This window comes from Streptomyces sp. NPDC038707 (assembly GCF_040636485.1).
GTDB lineage: Bacteria > Actinomycetota > Actinomycetes > Streptomycetales > Streptomycetaceae > Streptomyces.
Genome location: NZ_JBEZUP010000004.1, coordinates 305707 through 328100, shown reverse-complemented (window position 1 = coordinate 328100; position 22394 = coordinate 305707). Strand labels below are relative to the sequence as shown.

General features: G+C 73.0%; 17 protein-coding genes and 1 tRNA gene. 8 read left to right on the top strand and 10 right to left on the bottom strand.

What is annotated here, in order from left to right; all coding sequences use genetic code 11:
• Positions 1 to 98 precede the first annotated feature (98 nt).
• Both AB0E62_RS08420 and AB0E62_RS08415 read left to right on the top strand, forming a co-directional pair.
• Entirely contained in the window at positions 99 to 821 is a 723-nt protein-coding gene (locus tag AB0E62_RS08420; RefSeq protein ID WP_362189948.1) for a hypothetical protein, read from the top strand.
• Between the two features lie 137 nt (positions 822 to 958).
• Positions 959 to 1705 (top strand): hypothetical protein, encoded by a 747-nt coding sequence (locus tag AB0E62_RS08415; protein ID WP_362189945.1) that lies wholly within the window; start codon positions 959 to 961, stop codon positions 1703 to 1705.
• Between the two features lie 31 nt (positions 1706 to 1736).
• Here the strand turns inward: AB0E62_RS08415 and AB0E62_RS08410 are convergent, their stop codons facing one another.
• Together AB0E62_RS08410 and AB0E62_RS08405 are read right to left on the bottom strand one after the other, a co-directional pair.
• A complete protein-coding gene (locus AB0E62_RS08410) occupies positions 1737 to 2480 on the bottom strand; it encodes an N-acetyltransferase (RefSeq protein WP_362189942.1) in 744 nt (247 codons plus the stop codon).
• Between the two features lie 49 nt (positions 2481 to 2529).
• The gene (locus tag AB0E62_RS08405) at positions 2530 to 3246 is read right to left on the bottom strand and encodes an HNH endonuclease family protein (RefSeq protein ID WP_362189939.1); all 717 of its coding nucleotides are present in this window, start codon (positions 3244 to 3246) and stop codon (positions 2530 to 2532) included.
• 188 nt (positions 3247 to 3434) lie between these two features.
• Here AB0E62_RS08405 and AB0E62_RS08400 point away from each other — a divergent pair, with 188 nt between their 5' ends.
• Positions 3435 to 4211, top strand: a complete 777-nt coding sequence (locus tag AB0E62_RS08400) for an SDR family oxidoreductase (RefSeq protein WP_362189937.1) — start codon at positions 3435 to 3437, stop codon at positions 4209 to 4211.
• Positions 4212 to 4242: 31 nt separating this feature from the next.
• On the opposite strand, the gene AB0E62_RS08395 is transcribed toward AB0E62_RS08400, so the two are convergent.
• The 4 genes from AB0E62_RS08395 to AB0E62_RS08380 all read right to left on the bottom strand — a co-directional run bounded on the left by AB0E62_RS08395 (position 4243) and on the right by AB0E62_RS08380 (position 11816).
• The gene (locus tag AB0E62_RS08395; RefSeq protein ID WP_362189934.1) at positions 4243 to 4602 is read right to left on the bottom strand and encodes a MerR family transcriptional regulator; all 360 of its coding nucleotides are present in this window, start codon (positions 4600 to 4602) and stop codon (positions 4243 to 4245) included.
• Between the two features lie 64 nt (positions 4603 to 4666).
• On the bottom strand, positions 4667 to 8203 hold the full coding sequence (gene mfd, locus AB0E62_RS08390) for a transcription-repair coupling factor (RefSeq protein ID WP_362189931.1): 3537 nt from the start codon (positions 8201 to 8203) through the stop codon (positions 4667 to 4669).
• 248 nt (positions 8204 to 8451) lie between these two features.
• Positions 8452 to 11031: an FtsX-like permease family protein gene (locus tag AB0E62_RS08385; RefSeq protein ID WP_362189928.1), complete on the bottom strand. Its 2580-nt coding sequence runs from the start codon at positions 11029 to 11031 to the stop codon at positions 8452 to 8454.
• Positions 11028 to 11816 carry an ABC transporter ATP-binding protein gene (locus AB0E62_RS08380; RefSeq protein WP_362189925.1) on the bottom strand — a complete coding sequence of 263 codons (789 nt, stop codon included), beginning with the start codon at positions 11814 to 11816 and terminating at the stop codon, positions 11028 to 11030. Before AB0E62_RS08380 ends, AB0E62_RS08385 begins: the two co-directional genes overlap by 4 nt.
• A 444-nt stretch (positions 11817 to 12260) precedes the next feature.
• Between AB0E62_RS08380 and AB0E62_RS08375 the strand changes: the two genes are divergently transcribed.
• On the top strand, positions 12261 to 13757 hold the full coding sequence (locus tag AB0E62_RS08375; protein WP_362189923.1) for an MFS transporter: 1497 nt from the start codon (positions 12261 to 12263) through the stop codon (positions 13755 to 13757).
• A 15-nt stretch (positions 13758 to 13772) separates the two neighbouring features.
• On the opposite strand, the gene AB0E62_RS08370 is transcribed toward AB0E62_RS08375, so the two are convergent.
• From AB0E62_RS08370 to AB0E62_RS08360, 3 genes are all read right to left on the bottom strand, one after another.
• The gene (locus AB0E62_RS08370) at positions 13773 to 14660 is read right to left on the bottom strand and encodes a cellulose-binding protein (protein WP_362189920.1); all 888 of its coding nucleotides are present in this window, start codon (positions 14658 to 14660) and stop codon (positions 13773 to 13775) included.
• 203 nt (positions 14661 to 14863) lie between these two features.
• Positions 14864 to 17536 carry an SUKH-4 family immunity protein gene (locus AB0E62_RS08365; protein ID WP_362189917.1) on the bottom strand — a complete coding sequence of 891 codons (2673 nt, stop codon included), beginning with the start codon at positions 17534 to 17536 and terminating at the stop codon, positions 14864 to 14866.
• 10 nt (positions 17537 to 17546) lie between these two features.
• Complete coding sequence (locus AB0E62_RS08360) at positions 17547 to 18542, bottom strand: SMI1/KNR4 family protein (RefSeq protein ID WP_362189915.1); 996 nt, start codon at positions 18540 to 18542, stop codon at positions 17547 to 17549.
• A gap of 290 nt (positions 18543 to 18832) precedes the next feature.
• Here AB0E62_RS08360 and AB0E62_RS08355 point away from each other — a divergent pair, with 290 nt between their 5' ends.
• Positions 18833 to 19348 carry a YwqJ-related putative deaminase gene (locus tag AB0E62_RS08355; protein WP_362189912.1) on the top strand — a complete coding sequence of 172 codons (516 nt, stop codon included), beginning with the start codon at positions 18833 to 18835 and terminating at the stop codon, positions 19346 to 19348.
• Positions 19349 to 19397: 49 nt separating this feature from the next.
• On the top strand, positions 19398 to 19928 hold the full coding sequence (locus tag AB0E62_RS08350) for an SUKH-3 domain-containing protein (RefSeq protein WP_362189909.1): 531 nt from the start codon (positions 19398 to 19400) through the stop codon (positions 19926 to 19928).
• 15 nt (positions 19929 to 19943) lie between these two features.
• Here the strand turns inward: AB0E62_RS08350 and AB0E62_RS08345 are convergent, their stop codons facing one another.
• Positions 19944 to 21257 carry a histidine kinase gene (locus AB0E62_RS08345; protein WP_362189906.1) on the bottom strand — a complete coding sequence of 438 codons (1314 nt, stop codon included), beginning with the start codon at positions 21255 to 21257 and terminating at the stop codon, positions 19944 to 19946.
• A gap of 166 nt (positions 21258 to 21423) precedes the next feature.
• On the opposite strand from AB0E62_RS08345, the gene AB0E62_RS08340 reads away from it, so the two are divergent.
• Positions 21424 to 22281 (top strand): hypothetical protein, encoded by an 858-nt coding sequence (locus AB0E62_RS08340; protein ID WP_362189903.1) that lies wholly within the window; start codon positions 21424 to 21426, stop codon positions 22279 to 22281.
• Positions 22282 to 22310: 29 nt separating this feature from the next.
• Positions 22311 to 22382: transfer RNA gene (locus AB0E62_RS08335), tRNA-Gln, on the top strand.
• The last annotated feature ends 12 nt before the right edge of the window (positions 22383 to 22394 follow it).

Here is a 22394-nt window from a genome sequence, read left to right as displayed (position 1 = left end):
GAACCGTGTTGACTCGGTTCACAAGCTCTGTTGTTATTGACCCAGCGAACGAGCGGTCGCCGGAGGGGGAGGCCGCCGCATTCGGGGAGGGATTCGCCATGGGCATGAAAGCCAGGCTCGCGATCGGCGCGGTAGTGGGGATCGCCGTCATCGGGACCGTGTCCGCCACCGCCGGCAGCGGCGACAAGAGCGGCGGTACCGGCGATGGCGCCAAGGCCGGCTCCTCGACCTCGGCCGGGCACCGGCCCGGCGACGGAAAGGACGCGGGCGGCGGCTCGCACGACTCCGACGGCACCGGGACGGCCGAGGGGGAGGAGGGGGCGAAGGCCGCCTTCGGAGGCGACGGCACCTACCGGGTGGGCACCGACATCAAGCCGGGGACGTACCGCACGACCGGCAACACGGATGACATGTGCTACTGGGAGCGCGCCAAGGACGCCTCCGGTGAACCGGACTCCGTGCTCGCCAACGACAATGTCAGCGGGACGAGTTACGTGACCGTCAAAGCCACCGACAAGGTGTTCAAGTCCAGCGGCTGCGCCGACTGGGCCGCCGTGGACCCCAACGCGAAGGGCACGCCCGCCACCTCCGTGGAAGGCGACGGGGGCATGTTCAAGGTGGGGACGGACATCGCGCCGGGCACCTACAGGTCGACCGGGAACGCCGACGACTCCTGTTACTGGGAGCGCGCCAAGGACGCCGAAGACGGCATGGACTCGATCCTCGCCAACGACAACGTGACCGGCACGGCCGTCGTCACCATCAGCGCCTCGGATGCCTACTTCAAGACGAACGACTGCGGCGACTGGAAGAAGGCCTGACCCGTTCGCCCACCCCGGCGCGGGGACCTCCACTCCCCGCGCCGTCCGCCTCCGCGCGGCTCATCCCCGTACCGCTCACCCTGACGGAGCCGTCCGGCTCCCCGCTCATCAGTACCACTCTCCAACAAGGAACCCTCATGCGTCGTACCGCTTTTGCCGCTCTCTGTCTCGCCGCCGCGGCCACCGCCGGCCTCGCCACCGGCTGCCAGTCGGGGGACGACTCGGCCGGCAAGCCGAAGGGCCCGTTCGCCGGGCTGAGCGGCGGTCAGATAGTCGAGCGGGCGATGAAGGCCACCACCGGTTCCTCGTCGCTGCGCGTGAAGGGCCGGGTTCCCGACGACGAGAGCAAGGGCTTCATCGACATCGACATGGCGCTCGACAAGCAGGGCCGGTGCGCGGGCACGGTGAGCATGGACGGTGAGGGCAAGGCCGACCTGATCAAGTCCGGCGGCACGCTCTACATGAAGTACGACGAGAAGTTCCTGCGGGCCCAGAGCGAGGGCGAGTCCAAGGAGGACACCGACACAGCGGTCGGCATGCTCGCCGGGAAGTGGACCAAGATGGCCGCCAAGGGCCAGGACGCCAAGGACATCGCGAGCTTCTGCGACCTGGACACGGTCCTCGGCGCCATGGAGGACGGCGACGAGTCGGCGACCCGCGGCAAGACGACGAAGGTCGACGGCAAGCCCGCGATCGTCCTGCACGAGAAGGACGGCAAGGACGACTACAGGGCGTTCGTGGCGACGGAGGGCAAGCCGTACGTGCTGCGGATCGAAAGCGCTGCCACGGCCAAGGAGCAGGTCCACCTGTCCTTCAGCGACTTCGACCGGCCGGTCCCCGCGGACAAGCCCACGGGGAAGGTCATCGACCTGGACGCGCTGTAAGGGCCGGTACGGGGCCGGGCCCGGCGCGGGGTCACAGCGGGTGCCGCATCCAGACGTTGGGTTCGACGTAGACGGCGTACCCGCGCTCCGGTTCGCAGCGCACCGGGACCAGCGCGCCGGGCACCTCGATGTCGCCGGGGCGGTCGAAGGGCAGCCCGGTCCAGCGGCGCCATTCCTCCAGCGAGCCGCCGACGGTCATGGAGGCCGGGGCGACGGAGTCGACGGTGGCGCCGGCCCGGGCGTGGACGCGCAGCCACGGGTCCTCGGGCAGCCCGTCGGGGCGGACCCGGTGGGCGTACTCGGTGATCGGGGTGTGCGGTTCGCGGTGCTTGGCGCTGGGCCGGACGGGGGCGACGACCTCGCCAAAGCCCCGGGCGCGGGCGTTGTCCCGCAGCGCGGAGAGCAGGACGGCGGACAGTCCCCGGCCCTGGGCGTGCGGGGCGATGGTGACCGAGATGGCGCTCACCGTGTCCGGGCGGGTGCCGCGGCGCAGGTCGGCGAACGCCCACGCGAGGACCTGGTCCCAGCCCCGGGCGGGCAGGGTGCCCCGGCCCGGCGCGTGCAGGGCGAAGGGCACGCTGTAGGCGTGGGCGACGACCCGGCCGTCCTCGTCCTCGGCGAACAGGGCGTATTCCGGCAGTTCGGTGGGGATGCGGCCGTAGTGGGCGGCGCCCACGAGGTCATGGGTGACGAACTCCGGCCAGGTGTCGGGCATGTCGAGCACCTCCGGCAGCCGGTCGGGCCGCTCGGCGAGGCTGCTCACCTTGATCTCCATGCGGATCACGGTAGACCGGACGGGCCCGCCGGGACAGCGGTTCACCCGGTCAGCGGGCCCGGAAGCGCTCGGGTGCCCGGGTCGGGTTGCCGCCGGTGGGCAGCTTCTGGTCCGGGCAGCCGGCGAGGACCTTCTTCATGGCCGACTGTTCGGCGGCGGTGACCCACAGGCCGTACTTCTTCTTGACCGCCACCTGCGCGGCGACGTACTCGCACCGGTAGTCCTTGTTGGGCGGGAGCCAGGTGGCCGCGTCGCCGTCACCCTTGCCGCGGTTGGTGCGCGCGTCGACGGCCAGGAGGTTGAGCGGGTCGTTGGCGAGGGCGATGCGCTTGCCGGGGTCCCAGTACTTGGCGCCCTTCTGCCAGGCGTCGGAAAGGGCCACGACGTGGTCGATGTCCACCTGGCTGCGGCCGCGCCGGTAGGTGATCTCCTTGCCGGAGTAGGGGTCGGGGTCCAGCAGGCCGTAGGTGACCTTGCAGGTGCCGCCGGTGACCTTCACGTCCTTCAGGTCGCGTTTGAGGATGTCGTCACGGGTGTCGCAGGAGTTGGAGTCGGTGTCCGCCCAGGCCGAGCCGAACCGGTCGCGGGAGTAACCGGTCTTGGGAGCGCGGCCCTTGACGGTCAGTGAGCCGGCGGCGGTCAGGGCCGCGCCGCCGCCTCCCTTGCCCCCGGGCCCGGCGGATCCCTTGTCCTGCTCGGCCGTGCAGCCGGTCACGGCCACCAGCAGGGCCACGGCGGTGACCACCCCGCCCCTCAGACGCGTCACGGTGCGCCCCCCTTGCTCGTGCTGGTCCGCCCTCCGAGCGGGGCGGGTCGTTCCGCGTTCCACGGTAACTTCCCGTCCGCGCCCAGCAGATGGGGCGTAATCAGTCAATAGCAGGACAAGAGTGGTTTTGTTCGGCGCGGCGTTGCCGCTTGACCTTGTCACCGGCGTCAGGGTCGGACGATCCCGGCATGACCGAGAACAGCACCTTGGGCACCAGCCCCTCCGCTCACCCTCGTACCGTGCTCGTGACCGGCGCGGGCACCGGCATCGGCCGGGCGACCGCGCGCGCGTTCGCCGCCGGGGGCGACCGGGTCGTCGCCGTCGGCCGCCGTTCCGCGCCGCTGGCCGAGACCGCCGAGGGGCACCCCGGGATCACACCGCTGCCCGCCGACCTGACCGCCGAGGACGGGCCCGCCACCGTCGTACGGGGCACGCTGGAGCGCCACGGCAGGATCGACGTCCTGGTCAACAACGCGGCCGTGGTCACCGCCGACTCCCTGCGCGGCTACACCCGCGCGTCGGTACGGCCGCTGCTGGAGACCAACCTCCTCGCGCCCGTGCTGCTCACCCAGGCCGCGCTGCCCGCGCTTCAGGAGAGCCGGGGGGTCGTGGTGAACGTGACGACGGCGGTGGGCCAGCGGGGCTGGCCCGGCAACTCCCTGTACGCGGCGGGCAAGGCGGCCCTGGAGGTGCTGACCCGCAGCTGGGCGGTGGAACTGGCGCCGCACGGCATCCGGGTGGTCGCGGTGGCCCCGGGCGCGATCGAGACGCCGATCGCCGACCACGCCGGCCACACCCCCGAGCAGCGGGCCGGCATCCGGCAGTGGCAGCTCGCCCACACCCCGCTCGGCCGGATCGGCCGCCCCGAGGAGGTCGCCTGGGCCATCACCCGCCTCGCCTCCCCGGGGGCGTCGTTCGTGACGGGGGTGGTGCTGCCCGTGGACGGCGGCGCGCTCGTCTCCTGACCGGTCCCTTCCGAGGAGGCCCGGCACCCCGTCAGGGGACCCCGGCCCCCGCCTCCCGCAACGCCGTCGCCAGCCGGTTCCGCAGCTCCGTCTGGGCGGCGATGCGGGCGTCCAGGACGGCCAGCCGGTCCCGGGCCACCCTGAGCGCCTTCGCGGAGGCGGGGCCGGCGGTGATGTCGCCGTCCAGGCAGGGCAGGAACACCCGTACGTCGTCCAGGGTGAGGCCCGCCCCCAGCAGCCGGCGGATGTTGCGCACCCGTACGACCGGGCCGGCGTCGAACGCGCGGTAGCCGTTGGCCGCGCGCGTGGACGTGATCAGCCCCTGCTGTTCGTAGTGGCGCAGGGCGCGCGGTGTCGTTCCGGTGGCCTCGGCCAGCTCACCGATCCGCACGCGCGCCCCCCGTGCCCGTCCGCCTGCCCCGGCTGTCGTCCGCCGTTCCCCGACCCGGCACCGGTCAGCCCAGGACCGAGGTGAGGAACTCGCCGACCCAGGCCAGCAGTTCGCGGCCGACCAGCGGCCTGCCGCCGACCTTGGCTGTCTTCGGGCGCGGGACGAGCACCTGGTGGGCGGCCGGCTTGAGGACCGTACCGGGGTAGAGCCGCTTGAGCCGCAGCTCCTGCGATTCGCGCAGTTCGACCGGCGCGAAGCGGATGTTGGTGCCCTGGAGCACGACCTCGCCGACGCCGCACGCGCGCGCGAGCATCCTCAGGCCGGCCACCAGCAGCAGGTTCTCCACCGGTTCGGGCAGCTTGCCGTAGCGGTCGGTGAGCTCCTCGCGGACGGCCCTGATGTCCTCCTCGCTGTTGGCGGAGGCGATCGAGCGGTAGGCCTGGAGGCGCAGGCGCTCGCCGGGCGCGTAGTCGTGCGGGACGTGCGCGTCGACGGGCAGCTCGATCTTGACCTCCAGCGGCGCCTCCTCCTCGGCCTCGCCGGTCTCGAGCTGGCGCCGGTAGTCGGCGACGGCCTCGCCGACCATGCGGACGTACAGGTCGAAGCCGACGCCCGCGATGTGGCCGGACTGCTCGCCGCCGAGCAGGTTGCCGGCGCCGCGGATCTCCAGGTCCTTCATCGCCACGTACATGCCCGCGCCCATCTCGGTGTGCTGGGCGATGGTCGCCAACCGCTCGTGCGCCGTCTCGGTCAGCGGCTTCTCCGGCGGGTACAGGAAGTAGGCGTACCCGCGCTCGCGGCCACGGCCGACCCGGCCGCGCAGCTGGTGCAGCTGGGACAGGCCGAAGGTGTCGCCGCGCTCCACGATCAGGGTGTTGGCGTTGGAGATGTCGATGCCGGACTCCACGATCGTGGTGGAGACCAGTACGTCGGACTTCTTCTCCCAGAAGTCGACCACGACCTGTTCCAGCGCGGACTCCGACATCTGGCCGTGGGCGGTGGCGATGCGTGCCTCGGGGACGATCTCGCGGAGCCTGGCCGCCGCGCGGTCGATGGACTCGACGCGGTTGTGGATGTAGAAGACCTGGCCCTCGCGCAGCAGTTCGCGGCGGATGGCGGCGCCGATCTGCTTCTCCTCGTACGGCCCGACGAAGGTGAGCACCGGGTGGCGCTCCTCGGGGGGTGTGGTGATCGTGGACATCTCGCGGATGCCGGTGACCGCCATCTCCAGGGTGCGCGGGATCGGGGTCGCGGACATCGTCAGCACGTCGACGTTGGCGCGGAGCTTCTTGAGCTGCTCCTTGTGCTCGACGCCGAAGCGCTGCTCCTCGTCGACGATGACCAGGCCGAGGTCCTTGAACTTGGTCTCGGAGGAGAACAGGCGGTGGGTGCCGATGACGACGTCCACCGAGCCGTCCTTCAGGCCCTCCAGGACGGCCTTGGCCTCGGTGTCGGTCTGGAAGCGGGACAGGGCGCGCACGTTGACGGGGAACTGCGCGTACCGCTCGGAGAACGTGCCGTAGTGCTGCTGCACCAGCAGGGTGGTGGGGACCAGGACGGCTACCTGCTTGCCGTCCTGTACGGCCTTGAAGGCGGCCCTGACCGCGATCTCGGTCTTGCCGTAGCCGACGTCGCCGCAGATCAGGCGGTCCATCGGGACCGACTTCTCCATGTCCTCCTTGACCTCGGCGATGGTGGTGAGCTGGTCCGGGGTCTCGGCGTAGGGGAAGGCGTCCTCCAGCTCGCGCTGCCAGGGGGTGTCGGAGCCGAAGGCGTGGCCGGGGGCGGCCATGCGCGCGCTGTACAGCTTGATCAGGTCGGCGGCGATCTCCTTGACGGCCTTCTTGGCGCGGGCCTTGGTCTTGGTCCAGTCGGCGCCGCCGAGGCGGTGCAGGGTGGGTGCCTCGCCGCCGACGTACTTGGTGATCTGCTCCAGCTGGTCGGTCGGGATGTACAGCCGGTCGCCGGGCTGGCCGCGCTTGGCGGGCGCGTACTCCACGACCAGGTACTCGCGGGTGGCGCCCTGCACGGTGCGCTGCGCCATCTCGATGTAGCGGCCGACGCCGTGCTGTTCGTGGACGATGTAGTCGCCCGGTTCCAGGGTGAGCGGGTCGATGGTCTTGCGGCGGCGGGCCGGCATGCGGGCGCCCTCGCGGCCGGCGGTGCGCTGCCCGGTCAGGTCGGTCTCGGTGAGCACGGCGAGCTTGAGCGCCGGGTCGACGAAGCCGTACTCGATGGAGCCGCAGGAGACGTGCACCACGGAGGGGGCGAGTGCGCCGAGGTCGGCGTCCAGGCGGGCGGCGATGCCCTCGCCTCCGAGGACCTCGACGGTGCGGGCGGCCGGGCCGTGGCCCTCGGTGACGAACACCGTGCGCCAGCCGTCGGCGAGCCAGCCCTTGGTGTCGGCGAGGGCGCGCGCGGTGTCGCCGCGATAGGTCTCGGGGGCGCGCATGCCGAGCTTGAGGGTGTCGGCGTCGCCCATGGCGTCGGCGTCGGCGGCGAACGGGGAGACCGACCACCACATCATGTCCAGCTCGCGGGCGCGGTCGCGGACGTCGGCGATGGACCACAGGGAGGCCGCGCCGACGTCGATGGGGGCCTCGCCGCCGCCGGCGGTGGCCGCCCAGGACGCCTGGAGGAATTCCTGGCTGGTGGCGACGAGGTCGGCGGCGCGGGTGCGGACCCGCTCCGGGTCGCAGACGACGGCCATGGCGCCCTTGGGCAGCACGTCGAGCAGCAGCTCCATGTCGTCGACCAGGACGGGGGCCAGGGACTCCATGCCCTCCACCGCGATGCCCTCGGCGATCTTGCCGAGCAGTTCGCCCAGTTCGGGGTGGTCCTCGGCGAGGGCACGCGCGCGTGCGCGGACGTCGTCGGTGAGCAGCAGCTCGCGGCAGGGGGGCGCCCACAGGCCGTGGTCGGCGATTTCGAGGGAGCGCTGGTCGGCGACCTTGAAGTAGCGGATCTCCTCGACCTCGTCGCCCCAGAACTCGACGCGCAGGGGGTGTTCCTCGGTGGGCGGGAACACGTCCAGGATGCCGCCGCGCACGGCGAACTCGCCGCGCTTCTCGACCAGCTCCACGCGCGCGTAGGCGGCGGCCGCGAGGGCTTCGACGACGTCGTCCAGGTCGGCGCTCCGGCCGGCGCGCAGGGCTACCGGCTCCAGGTCTCCGAGGCCCTTGACCTGCGGCTGGAGCACGGAGCGCACGGGGGCGACGACGACGGAGACAGGGCCGGCCCCGGGGTCGTCGGCGCTGGGGTGGGCGAGGCGGCGCAGGACGGCGAGGCGGCGGCCGACGGTGTCGCTGCGGGGGCTGAGCCGCTCGTGCGGGAGGGTCTCCCAGGAGGGGTACTCCACGACGCCCTCGGGCGGCAGCAGGGAGCGCAGGGCGGCGGCCAGGTCCTCGGCCTCGCGGCCGGTCGCGGTGACCGCCAGCACCGGGCGGCCGGCGTCCCGGGCCAGGGCGGCGACGGCGAAGGGCCGGGCCGCCGGGGGGCCGACCAGGTCGACGTGCGGGCGGTTGCCGTCCGCTGCCGCGCGCATCGCTTCCGCGAGGGCGGAGTCCTTGACGACGGCGTCGAGCAGACCGTGCAGGCTCATGGAGGCTTTTTCCGTCCGGGGGTCGGCAACACGAAGGGCCCGACTCGTGCGACGGGCCGGGGCTGTCCAGCGTACGACGGTGTCGGCGGGGACGCGGGGGGCTGTGGACAACCCTGGGCAAGGACCCTGTGGACAACCCGGGGTGACCGCGTGCGCACGACGCGGCGCCGGGGAGTCCTGAGGACTCCCCGGCGCCGGGTGTTCCCCCGCAGCCCCCGTGTGCGGTGGCCGTGGGCGGGGCCGGTGTGCTAGTCGGTCGCGATCGCCTTCAGCACGTTCATCCGGGCCGCCCGGAACGCCGGGACCAGCGCGGCGAACAGGCCCACGAAGGCCGAGCCGATGAACACCCCGGTGATCGTCGGCCAGGGGATGTCGAGGATCTTCAGGCCCTCCAGGGAGAGGAGCTGCTGCGCGGTGGCGCCCCAGCCCATGCCGAGGCCGAGGCCCAGCAGGGCTCCGAAGACGGCGATCACCACGGACTCCAGGCGGATCATGCGGCGCAGCTGGCGGCGGGAGAGGCCGATGGCCCGCATCAGGCCGATCTCCCGGGTGCGCTCGACCACGGACAGGGCCAGGGTGTTCACCACACCGAGGACCGCCACGACGATCGCGAGCGCCAGCAGGCCGTAGATCATGTTCAGGAGCTGGCCGATCTGGTCCTTCAGTTCCTGCTTGTAGTCGGTCTGGTCGCGCACGGTGTACTGCGGGAACTCGTGCAGCGCCGACTTCAGCGCCTGGTAGGCGGCCTTCTCCTGGCCGTCCTTCGCGGTGGCGAACAGCAGGTCGTCCAGCGGCATCCGGTCGGCGGGGACGTACTTGGCGACCGTGGCGATGGAGGCGTACATCGCGCCCTTGTCGACGACGGCCTCGTCGCTGGTGATCGCGCGGACGGTCAGCTTCGCCGTCCGGCCGTCCTCGAAGTGGACGGCGACGGTGGAGCCGAGTTTGATGCCGTGGTCCTCGGCGAAGCCCTCGAAGACGGACATCGAGTCCGGCCGGTAGGCGTCGGCGAGGGTGCCGGCGACGGTCTTGGTGCGCACGTCCTGGGCGTACGTCGGGTCGGCCGCGTTGATCGTCTCCTTCTTGGTGGTGCGGCCGTCCGGCGTGGTCAGGGCCGCGTCGAGGAGCTTGTACTCGGTGACCCGGGCCAGGCCCGGCGTGTCCTTGACGGCCTGGACGGCCTGCTTGTTGATGATGTCGCCGTTGTCCTCCTGGACGATGAAGTCGGTGCCGACCGTCTTGTCGAGCTGGTCGGTGGCCGAGGCCACCATGGAGGAGCCGACCACCGACAGGCAGGCCACCAGGGCCAGGCCGATCATCAGGGCGGCGCCGGTGGCGCCGGTGCGGCGCGGGTTGCGCAGCGCGTTGCGCTCGGCCATCCGGCCGACGGGCCCGAAGATCCGCAGGAGGACCGCGCCGAGGACGCGGACCAGGCCGCCGGCGAGCAGCGGGCCGACGACGACGAAGCCGATCAGGGTGAGCAGCACGCCCAGGCCCAGCCAGCCGGAGCCGGTCTTGGCCTGGTCCGCGGTGGCGGCCATGTACAGGCTCCAGCCGCCGGCGGCGGTCAGCAGCAGGCCGAGGGCGGCGCGGACGGCACCGGAGCGGGCGTCGGCGGGGGCGCCGGCGTCGCGCAGGGCGGCCATCGGGGACACCGTGCCGGCGCGCCGGGCGGGCAGATACGCGGCGAGGACGGTGACGACCACGCCCAGGAGCAGGCCGAGCGCGGGGGTCGTCCAGGCCACCGTCAGGTCGTCGGTGGACAGCTTCATGTCCATCTGCCCCATGAGCTTCATCAGGCCGATGGCGAGGCCGACGCCCGCGCCGACACCGAGGACGGAGCCGGCCACGCCCAGCAGCAGGGCCTCGACCAGCACCGAGCGGTTGACCTGCTTGCGGGAGGAGCCGATGGCGCGCAGCAGGCCGATCTCCCGGGTGCGCTGGGCGACCAGCATGGAGAAGGTGTTGACGATCAGGAAGATGCCGACCAGGAAGGCGATCCCGGCGAAGCCGAGCATCGCGTACTTCATGACGTCCAGGAAGCTCTGGAGCTGCTTCTGGTTGGCGGCGGCGACCTCCTTGGCGGTCTGCACCTTGTAGCCGTGGCCGAGGACGGCGACGACGTTCTTCTTCAGCTGCTCGTCGCTCACGCCCTTGGCGGCGGTGACGTTGACGTTGGTGTAGACGCCGGTGCGGCCGACGAGGGTCTGCTGGGCGGTCCTGGTGTCCAGGTAGAAGATCGCCGCGCCGGGGTTGGTGACCTTGAAGGCGGCGGTGCCGGACACGCGTGCGTGGTGCGTGCCGAGGGCCGTGATGAGGCCGATCTCGTCACCGCGCTTGAGGCCGTGCCGGTCGGCGGTGTCGGCGTCGACCATCACCTGGTCGGGGCCCTTGGGTGCCGTACCGGAGGTGATCTCCATGGTGCGGGCGTCGTTGCCGTTCCAGCTGCCGACGATGGTGGGTCCGCCGCTGCTGGGCGACAGCTTGTCCTTGTCGGCGTCCACGACGGTCACCGAGGTGGAGAACACCGTGCCCTCGGCCGACTTCACGCCCCGGGCGGAGCGGGCCTCGCCGACGACGGAGGCCGGCAGGACCGGCGGTCTGCCGGTGCGGGAGGTGGTCTGCCCGGTGTCGGAGGCGCTCTTGGCGCTGATCTGGACGTCGGAGGCCGTGGCCTGGAACAGCTTGTCGAAGGTGGTGTTCATCGTGTCGGTGAACACCAGCGTGCCGCACACGAACGCCACCGACAGCAGCACGGCGACCGCCGACAGCGCCATGCGTCCCTTGTGCGCGAGGAAGTTGCGCATCGAGGTCTTCAGGACGGTCACGACGTACGCCCCCGGGCGTCGAAGTCCTTCATGCGGTCCAGGACCTGTTCGGCCGTCGGCTGGTACATCTCGTCGACGATGCGGCCGTCGGCGAGGTAGAGCACCCGGTCGGCGTAGGAGGCGGCCACCGGGTCGTGGGTGACCATGACGATGGTCTGGCCGAGTTCGTCCACCGAGCGGCGCAGGAAGCCCAGCACCTCGGCGCCCGCGCGCGAGTCGAGGTTTCCGGTCGGCTCGTCCCCGAAGATGATCTCCGGGCGGGCGGCGAGGGCGCGGGCCACGGCGACCCGCTGCTGCTGGCCGCCGGAGAGCTGGGTGGGGCGGTGCTTGAGGCGCCCGGCGAGCCCGACGGTCTCCACCACCCGCTCCAGCCAGGCCCGGTCGGGCTTGCGGCCGGCGATGTCCATGGGCAGCGTGATGTTCTCCAGGGCGTTCAGCGTGGGCAGCAGGTTGAACGCCTGGAAGATGAAGCCGATGCGGTCCCGGCGCAGCTGGGTGAGCTTCTTGTCCTTCAGGCCGGTGATCTCGGTCTCGTCCAGGTGGATGTGGCCGCTCGTCACCGTGTCCAGGCCGGCCAGGCAGTGCATCAGGGTCGACTTGCCGGACCCGGAAGGGCCCATGATGGCGGTGAACCGGCCGCGGGCGATGTCCACGTCCACGCCGTCCAGCGCGACGACACGCGTCTCCCCCGTCCCGTACGCCTTCACGACCTGCCGCGCCCGCGCGGCAACGGCCGTACGCCCTCCAGTACCCCCGTGCCTGGGAATCGTTACAGCCGAAGTCACGTGATGTCTCCTATGTCGGTCGACAGGTCGGTGCACAGCGCCCGGTGGTTCCGGGTGTCGTCCTGAGTACGTCGATGAGTCTCGCGGTCGGCGGGGGTGTCGCGCGCTGGTGCGGAGCCCCGTCTTCACGGGGGGAAAACCCCACCCCCGCCGGTGCGGTCCGCCGCCCCCCAGCGGCGTGCCACCAGGTTACGGAGCGCACCCGGCCGGGCTCCTCCTCCGCCGGGACGACCCCGCCCCGAGCCGGGGTACGGAGGAACCCCTAGGGGGACTCCACCGACGGGTGGAGGGGTTCTCGGGGACGCCTCCACCCTTCGGCGGGCGCGGCCTCCACCCCGCGCCCCGCCCGGCCCCGGCCCGTCGCCCGTGGAATGCTGGCGTCCCGGACATAGGTGCAGGGGGCACCTGGGTAGCTTCCGACGGGAAGCAGGGGAGGGGTCTGCGGTGGGGAGTACGACACCCGCGATACGCGGCGGCGCCGCCCGGCGCCAGGGGGAACGGCGCCGGAGGGCGGTGGTGGCCGCGCTGATGCTGGCGATGGCCCTGGCCGCGCTGGACTCCACCGTGGTCTCCACGGCCGTGCCCCAGATCGTCGGCGACCTGGGCGGGTTCTCCGTCTTCTCCTGGCTGTTCTCCGGCTATCTGCTCGCCGTCACCGTCACCCTCCCCGTCTACGGCAAGCTCTCCGACACCTTCGGCCGCAAACCGGTGCTGGTGGTGGGCGCGGCCGTCTTCCTCGCGGGTTCGCTGCTGTGCGCGACGGCCTGGAACATGGGCGCGCTGATCGCGTTCCGGATCGTCCAGGGCCTGGGCGGCGGAGCGCTGCAGGGCACCGTGCAGACGCTCGCCGCCGACCTGTACCCGCTGGCGGAGCGCCCGAGGATCCAGTCCCGGCTGTCCACGGTCTGGGCGGTCTCCGCGGTGGCGGGCCCCGGGCTCGGCGGAGTGCTCGCCGCCTACGCCGACTGGCGCTGGATCTTCCTGATCAACCTGCCGATCGGCGCCGCCGCCCTGTGGCTGATCGTGCGTCACCTGCACGAGCCCGGACGGGAGAACGCCGGCCGCGCACGCGTGGACTGGGCCGGCGCGCTCGCGGTGTTCGCGTGCGGCGGGGTGCTGCTGACCGCGCTGGTGCAGGGCGGGGTCGCCTGGCCGTGGCTGTCGGCGCCGTCACTGGCCCTGTTCGGCACGGGCCTGGCCCTGGTCGCCGTGGTGGTGGCGGTGGAGCGGCGGGCCGCGCAGCCCGTCATCCCGGGGTGGGTGTGGCGGCGCCGGACGATCGCCGCCGTCAATCTGGCGCTCGGCGCGCTGGGCCTGCTGATGGTGGCGCCCGCGGTGTTCCTGCCGACGTACGCCCAGTCGGTGCTCGGACTCGGCCCGGTGGCCGCCGGGTTCGTGCTGTCGGTGTGGACGCTGAGCTGGCCGGTGTCCGCCGCGCTCAGCCAGCACGTGTACCGGCGGATCGGCTTCCGGGACACCGCGCTGCTCGGCATCGGCCTCGGCGCGCTGATCCTGCTGGCGTTCCCGTTCCTGCCGTATCCCGGGGCCTGGTGGCAGCCGACGCTGCTGATGCTGCTGCTGGGCGGGGCGCTGGGCCTGTTCCAGCTGCCGCTGATCGTCGGGGTGCAGTCGACCGTGGGCTGGTCGGAGCGGGGCACCACGACCGCCTCGGTGCTGTTCTGCCGGCAGACCGGCCAGACCCTCGGCGCGTCCCTGTTCGGCGCCGTCGCCAACGGGGTACTGGCCGCACGCCTGGGCGGGGCCGGCGACCTGGACTCCGTCACCCGCGCGCTGGACGCCGGCACGGCCCCGGAGGCGACCCGGCGGGCCATCGCCGACGCCGTCCACGCCGTCTACCTCGGGGCGGCGGGCGCGGCGGCCCTGGCGTTCGCGGTGCTGCTGCTGGTCGCGCCGCGACGGTTCCCGGTGCTCCCCGAGTGAACCGGCGGGCCCGGCCTACTCGTTGACGGCCCTGCCGGTCAGCGACATCAGACGGTCGCGCGCGAAGTCCACGTGCGCCTGGACGGCGTCCCAGGTGTCGCCGTGCTCGCGCAGCACCCGTTCGGTCTCCTGGGCGATGCGCTCCTCGCGCACGCGCGCGTCCGCGACGATCTCGGCGGCGCGTGCGCGGGCCCGCTCCTCGCAGCGGCGCGCGTACGCGCCGGCCTCCTCCACGGCCCGCCCGGCCGCCGCCAGCGCGGCCTCGGCCCGGCTCGCCCGCTCGGCGTGCCGGGCGTCCAGCTCGGCCGCCCGCTCCGCCGCCTCCCGTTCGGCCGCCGCCCAGCGGCCGGCGTTCTCCCTGGAGTGCTCGGCCAGCATCCCGGCGGCGCGCTGCCGTGCCTCGCGCACCAGGGCAAGGGCCTCCATGCGCGCCGCCCGCACCTCGCGCCGGGCCCCGACCCGGATGCCGTTGGCCTCGCCCCGCGCCGCCAGGATCCGCCCGCGCGCGTGCTCGTCGGCCGCCGCGCGGACCGCGTCCGCCGCCTCCCGCGCCTCCCGGCGGACCCGTTCGGCCTCCGCCTCGGCGCGCGCGACGTGCTGCCCGGCCGCGCGCCGGGTGCGCTCCCGGAGGTCCGCCGCCTCGCTCTGCACCCGCTGGAACAGCCGCTGCGCCCCCTCCCCCAGCGTCTCGTACGTCTGCGGCTGGAGCCGGGCGACCGTCTCGCGCAGCCGGGCCGCCTCCGCCTCCATGTCCTTGGCCAGCACGGTCAGCCGGGCGGCCCGCTCCCAGGCGGCGTCCCGCTCCTCGGACAGCGCCTCCAGACAGGCGTCGACCTGGTCGGGGCGGTAGCCGCGCCCCCGGACGGTCGCGAAGCCGTGCGGCGGCATCGATGCGCTGCTCACCCTGGGGACTCCTCTCCACCGGACCTGCACGACAGGATGATTTCGTGCATATCTTGATGGATCGGACATAAGGGGTCACCATCCGACACTCCGCAGAACGGCGCGCGCACACGGAACGCACACCGGACACGCACCGGGCCCTCCACGCACCCGCGTGGAGGGCCCGACGACGGCGCACAGCGACCGCCCCTGCGCCGAACGGGCTACAACAGCCCGTCCCACATCTGCTCCAGCAGCACCGACCACCAGCTCTCCGGCGAACCGAGCGCCGCCGGGTCCAGCGCGGCCAGCTGCGCCTGGAAGTCGACGGTCCAGCGGCCCGCCTGCTCCTGGTTCAGCCCGTACCTCAGGCGCCACATCCGCCCCAGCAGCGCCAGGCAGCGCGCGAACTCCGGCAGCCCGGAGTTCACGAACTGCGGCGGCACCGGCGCACCCCCGGGCCCCGCCTCCACCGGCACGGCCACGATGTTCGCCGTCCCGTACTGCACACAGAGCGCCTTGCCGAAATCGGTGCCCATCACCAGGTACGAGCCCGCGTCCGGCGCCGCCGCCACCCCGCGCTCGGCCGCCAGCTCCGCCAGCGTCGGCACCGGACGGCCCGGCTGCGCCTGCGCCCAGAAGAACGGGCCCATGTCCAGCGGCAGACCGGCCACCACCAGGGTGTGCGCCACGACGGGCGGCACGCCCTGCCGGGACACCGCCTGCTGCTCGAACCGGAAGATCCCCGGCCCGAACGCCGCCGCCAGCTCCTGCGCGACCCCCTCCGGCGGCACCGGCGGCACGGCCTGCACCGGCGGCAGCGGCGCCCGCACCGGCGCCGGCCGCGCGGGACCGTCCGCCACCTGGTGCAACTCACCCTGGTGCGCCAGCAACTGGTGCATGCCCTGACGCCGGCTCGCGTGGTCCGTGCCGTACGGCGCGATGCTCGTGATCCGCGCCTGCGGCCACTGCTCACGGATCATCCGCGCGCAGTAGGCACCCGGCAGCTCACACGACTCCAGCTCGGTGTGCAGCTCCAGCACCTGGTCCGGCGGTACGTTCATGGCCCGCAGCTCGTGGAAGATCTGCCACTCCGGGTGCGGCACGCCCGGCGCCGAACGCCGGATCAGTTGCTGCTCGGAACCGTCCTGCGCACGGTAACGCAGCACGGCCTGATAGCCCGGGCCCACCATCGGCTGCCCCTGCGGATACCCGTAAGCCTGCCCCGGCACGGGTGCACCCGGCGGAGGCATCGCGCCGGGCGGAGGCATCGCGCCGGGCGGAGGCATCGCGCCGGGCGGCACGGGGGCCGGGGCGCCCGGAACACCCGGGGGCATGCCGGGAGCGGGCGGGGGCGGCGGCGCGGCGTGCGGACCGGCGTGCGGACCGGCCATGGGAGGAGCGGCCAGCATGGTCTCGGCCTGGTGCACGGCACCGGGGGCACCCGGACCGCCCTGGGCGCCCGACGGGCCCGGAGCGGGGGCGCCCGGGGCGTGGGGGCCCGCGGGAGGCTGGGGGGCGCCCGGCACCGGAGGCATGCCGGGGGCACCCGGAGGCTGCGGGGCGGCTGTGCCCGGTCGGCTCGGGTCGGCCGGCATCGTGACCGCCTGGCGCACACCGCCCGGAGGCGTACCACCCGGGCCGCCCGGCGGCGCGGCGGGCGGACGGGGGGCACCCGGAACGTTCGGCGCGCCCGGCGCCCCCGCTCCCTCCGCGCTCCCCGGACCGGCCTGCCCCTCGGAACCCTCCGGCCCGAGCGCCGACACCAGCTGCGTCGGTACGTACCCGCCACCGGGGGCACCCGGCGCGGGCGGCGGCGTCGCACTCCCCGGGCGCACGCCCGGCATGCCCGGAGCGCCCGGCGGCGGAGGCGGAGGCGGCGCACCCACTCCCCCGCGCCCCTTCCTCGGCGGCGGCGCCGCCTTGCTCGTCGCGGCGTCCGCGATGTCCCCCGCGTGGGGCGGCAGCGGACGCCCGGGCGCACCCGGCCCCGCAGGGGGCTGCGGCGCGCCGCCCGGCGCCGGCGGATAGCCGTGCCCCGGCGCACCGGGAGCCGCGGGAGGCACAGCGCCGGGCGCCGGAGAGTACGGGGGTACACCCGGCGGAGGCGTACCCGGAGCCGTCTGCGCCGGCGCGACCGCCGTCGGCGGCAGCTGACTGCCGCCCGACATCAACGCCGTCGGCGCGTCCGCCGCGACCGCCGGGGGACGCGCCGCGTCGTCCGGGTCGCTCAACGGGGGCGCGAACACCGTCGCGGGCAGCGGTACGGAACGGTCGTCCTCACCGGACCCCGCGTTCGTGTCGGTCCCGGCCCAGGGCGTGGCACCCGCGGGCACCTCCGCGGAAGCGGGCACTCCCGGCGCACCGGACGCGCCCGGAGTGCCCGGCGCCGTACCACCATCGGACTCCGCCGAAGCCGAAGCCGAAGCCGAAGCGGAAGCGGAAGCCGAGGACGGAGCCGAAGCCGAAGCCGAAGCCGAGGAAGGAGCCGAAGCCGAGGGCGCACCATCCGCCCCCCGCTCTCCCAGCCCCAGCTTGTCCGCCGCCTCCTGCAACCACTCCGGCGGAGTCAGCAGGAACGACGTCTGGTTGAGGTCCAGCCGCACCGGCGCCGGAACCGCGTCCTGCGGCTCGCCGGCCCGGCCGTACTCCTCCTCGTACCGGCGGATCACCTCACCCACCGGCAGCGCCGGCCACAGCGTGGCCTCCCCGCTGTCCCGGGCGATCACCAGCCGCTGGCCCCCCGCGTCCGACCGCGGACCCTCCGCCCGGTCCTCACCCCACACCACGAACCCCAGCTCGAACTCCCGCACCCGCACCTCACGGTGCTGGTACACGGGCACGTCGCCGTTGATCCACTCCTCGGCGCGCTCCTGCGCCTGCGCGTACGTCACCATCGCCTGCAGCTCACTCCCCCACCGGACCGGAAGACACCGGGACGACCCGGGCGAATCCGCCGTCCACCATCAGACCCGCCACCGTCTCCAACTCCGGCGGACTGCCCGCCAGCCGGGACAGGAACGCGTCGAAGTCGTCACCGCACGGCAGCAGCAGCCGCTCCACCCGCTCCGCCGGCGACCACGACGGATCCACGTCCCGCACATCGTCGTACGCGCAGAACCACACCGAACCGGCCCGCTCACCCTTCACCTTCACCGCGAGCAGCCCGCCCTGCACGAACCCCACCCCGAGATAATCCTTCGTCAGGTGGTCCCGCAGACACTTGTTCACATACACCAGGTCGTTGACCGCCGCCTCGTCCCGCACCGTGAAGAACGGCTGGTCCACCAGCAGACCCAGCCCGGCGTCCAGCGCCGTACCGACCGGCGCACAACCGCCCGCCGCCTTCAGGAACGAACGGTAGGCACCGGGCAACCGGTACCCCAGCTCCTCCTCGACCCCCTGCACCTGCGCCTCCGACACCGCCACCCCCGACTTCGGCAGCCCGAAGTGCGCCGGCCGCGACTCCTGCAACGGCCGCGTCCCCCGCTTCGCGTGGTCCACCGCCGCCGTCGCCACCCCGCCGTGATGCCTCAGCAACGCCTTCACCTCGACCGGAACCAGCTCCAGCCGCCGCGTACCCGCCACGTGATGCCACGTCCAGCCATGGGGCGTCGCCACCTTCGGCACCGTGTCCCACCACTCGTGCCCCGTCGCCGCCAGCGCCGCGTTCGCCGACACATAGTCCGTCAGCCGCAGTTCATCGACCCCGAACCCCTCCGGCGGCTCGGCGATCTCCACCGCCACCCGCGCGTACGGCGAGAAATCCGGGTAACCCCGCTCATCGACCCGTACCCCTCTCGGGTGACGCGCCGCCCGCACCGGATCCGGAAAGTGCACGACCTGCCCGGCGTAGGCCGCGTTCGGCGGCGCGGCTCGCTGCCCCAGCCGACCTGTCGTCATGGCGGATGCCCCCTGCGGCGTTCTCTCTGGCCGTAAACGGCGGTGTCGATCGCGGACGCCGCCCAGCCTATGCGGTACGCCCACCCCGGTCACCGGCCCGCCGCAACCCGCCCACACCCCCCGCCCGCGCCCCCCCGGCCACACCCCCGCCCACCGCCGTGACCGGCCGTCACCCCACCGTCACCGCACGCCCCGGAACGGGCGTGTCACACCGCCCCAGCTTCCCCACCAGCCACGGCATTTGGCACCCTAAGTCCTTCGGGGGGATGCCCCAGGGGAGGGAAACGATCATGACGACCATGCAGACCGGAGGTGCCGACGTGCGGGCCGGCGACCCTCGCATCGACTGGAGCGGCACCGAGACACCCCCCACCCCCACCCTCCGGCACCGCCGCGACGGCATCCTGCCCGCCGTCGCCGCCGCCCTCTCCGTCCGCGGCACCACCCTCACCTGCACCGCCGCCCGCGGCGACCAGCCCCCCACCCTGCACCCCCTCGTCCAGGACTTCCTCGACACCCTCACCAGCGCCCAACGCGACCGCTTCACCGGCCGCTGCGCCGAAACCATCCTCATCTCCCGGCACCTCACCACCGCCGACGCCGCACGCAGCAAACGCGCCGCCCGCAGACCCATGACCAACGGCGAAGCCCGCAAAGCCCTCAAACACGCCAAACTCACCGCCCGCCGCATACGCGAGGACGGCGACCCCCTGCACGGCCGCTTCGCCACCCCCTGCCGCGCCTGCACCGCCCTCAGCGCCCACTTCGGCATCCGCATCGTCGACCCCACCCCCACCGACGGCTGACCCCGCCACCACCCGAACCACCCCGGCAAGCTCGACGAACGAAGGGCAGATGCACCCCGACCGCACCTCCTCCCCCCATCCCGGCTCCGCTCGACCGGGGGGACCCCCATCGCGCTTCCCCGTACCCGTCGACGCCGCCCTGCGCGCCGCCGGCTGGCACCCCGGACGCTGGGACATCAAACAGGCCGAGATCTGGGCCGACGCCCTGCGCACCCACACCTCACCCGCCGGCCACCGGCACACCGTCTTCCCCGCCGCCGTCGAAGCCTGGGCCGAATTCGGCGGCCTCACCGTCACCCCCACCGGCCCCGGCCGCCAGATCGCCCCCGCCACCCTCCACCTCGACCCCCTGCACGGCCTCCACCTCGCCCGCACCCTCGGCGACCTCGGCCGCGCCCTCGGCACCCAGCTCTGCCCCCTCGGCGAGGAAACCGACACCGCCGCCCTCCTCGCCATCGACACCGAAGGCCGCGTCTACACCATCGACCACACCGGCGACTGGTACGCGGGCCCCGACATCGACCACGCCCTCACCACCCTCCTCACCGGCGTCCAGCCCGTCCGCCTCACCGCCGGCTGACCCCGCACCCACCCCTCACGCCGCCGGAATCACCGCCGACACCCGGAACCCACCCGCGTCCGTCGGCCCCGACACGAACACCCCGCCCAGCGCCACGACCCGCTCCCGCATCCCCACCAGACCGTTCCCACCCGACGGCAGCCCCGCCGCCGACGCCGACGCCGGCTCCGGCGGCGGCTCGTTCTCCACCTGCATCGCGATCTCCGACACCCGGTGCGCCAACCGCACATACGTCTTCGCACCCGCCGCGTGCTTGTGGACGTTCGTCAGCGCCTCCTGCACCACCCGGTACGCCGTCTGCTCGATCTCCGCCGGATACGACCGCACCTCCCCCTCCACCGACAGATCCACCACCATCCCCGCGGCCGCCGACTGCCCGACCAACTCCTCCAGCTCCGACAGACACGGCCCCTCCACCGCCTCCGACGCCACCGCCGCCCGCGACGCCGCCGCCTCGGCCGCCTCCCCCATCGCGGCCAACGGCACCGCACCCGGACGCCGCACCGCCTCCCCACCCGCCCGCAACACCCCGAGCATCTCCCGCAACTCCGTCAACGCCTGCCGCCCCATGTCCCCCACCAGAGCCGCGTTCCGCACCGCCTTCTCCGGATCCTTCCGCGCCACCGCCTGCAACGCCGCCGCATGCACCACCATCAGACTCACCCGGTGCGCCACCACATCGTGCATCTCCCGCGCGATCCGCGTCCGCTCCTCGTTGCGCGCCCACTCGGCCCGCTCCTCCGCCCGCTCCGCGAGCAGCTGAAGCTCCCGCTCCAGCGAATCCGCCCGCTCCCGCAGACTCTCCATCAACCGCCGCCGCGCCCCCACGTACAACCCCAGCAGCACCGGCGGAGCCGTCAGCCCCAACGACGTCGTCACCGCCGCGAACGGCAGGAACCAGTCACCCAGCGTGAGATCACCGCGCGCCATGTCCTGCCGCACCCGCACGAACGTCACCACCGCCGTGCCCAGCAACGACATTCCCGACAGCGCACCGATCACCCGGCGCGGCAGCTCGCACGACGCCAGCGTGTACAGGCCGACGACCCCCATCAGGAAGCCCATCTCGGCCGGCGTCACCGCGATCGCCACCAGCACCACCGCGATCGGCCACTTCCGGCGCACCAGCAGCACCGCACCGGCGATCAGCCCGAACACGATGCCCACGGACACCGGGATCCCCGCCTCCCGGGCGAACGGAACCCCCTCCGCGGCACACTCCGCGGCGGACAGCAGCGCGAGACCCCCGTCGAGCACCGCGCTGCGCCACCTCGCCCACCACCACGGGCCGGTCAGGGCCCTGGCATGGTCTTCCCCCGTCGTGGTCATGCCTCCAGCCTACGGGCGCCGGGTGCGGCTTTTCCGGTGACTTTCCCCTGCCTCCACACACCACACTCCGTAACCGAACGCCCTCGAAACCTCCCCCTATCCCTCGAACTGATGAACCTTTCCCGTTCGACCCCGGAACCTCCCATTCCGGCCGGACGGTATGTCCATGGCACAGACATTCGGCAAATACACCGACTTCGAGGGGCTGCGGGAGCGGGCGGTGGCGCTGCGTCGGGAAGGACTGAGCCGGCGCCAGATCCGCGACCGGCTGCACGTCGACAACAACGACATCCTCAACCGCCTCCTGGAGGGCGAGCCACCACCCGAGTGGACAAAGCGCCCGAACGCCAAGGACGACCTGCGGGACCGGGCGAGGGAGCTGCGCCTCCAGGGCTGGACGTACGACCGGATCCAGCTGGAGCTGGGGTGCTCCAAGAGCTCGATCTCGCTGTGGGTACGGGATCTGCCGAAGCCGGAGCGGCGACGAACCCGCGAGGAAGCGGCGGCCATCGCCCGCAGGGGCTGGGAGGAGAAGCTGCGCATCCGGGACGAGGAACGGCGCCGGACGAAGGAGAAGGCCAAGCGGTCGGTCGGCGAGCTGTCGGGACGCGAACTCTTCCTGGTGGGCGTGGGCCTGTATTGGGCCGAGGGCAGCAAGGACAAGCCATACGCCCGCCGGGAGAACGTCATCTTCGTGAACAGCGATCCCGGGATGATCAAAGTCTATCTGGCATGGCTCGACCTGCTCCAAGTGGAACGCGAGCGCCTGCGATTCAACGTGATGATCCACGAGAACGCCGACGTCGAGGGGGCCGAGCGCTACTGGGCCGACCTGATCGGCGCCGACATCTCGGCCTTCAACAAGACCACCCTGAAGAAGCACAACCCCAAGACGGTCCGCAAGAACACCGGGGACGCCTATCGCGGCTGCCTGGTGATCAAAGTCCTGAAGGGCGCCGAGTTGTACCGTCGCATCGAAGGCTGGTGGTGCGGCATAGTAGGGGCGGCGACCTCAGCGGGCTAGCGAAATGTCCGTTTAGGTGGTCTATACACTCCCCTGTGGTGTAATGGGCAACACGGGTCACTTTGGATGATTTGTTCCAGGTTCGAGTCCTGGCAGGGGAGCTCACACCATCA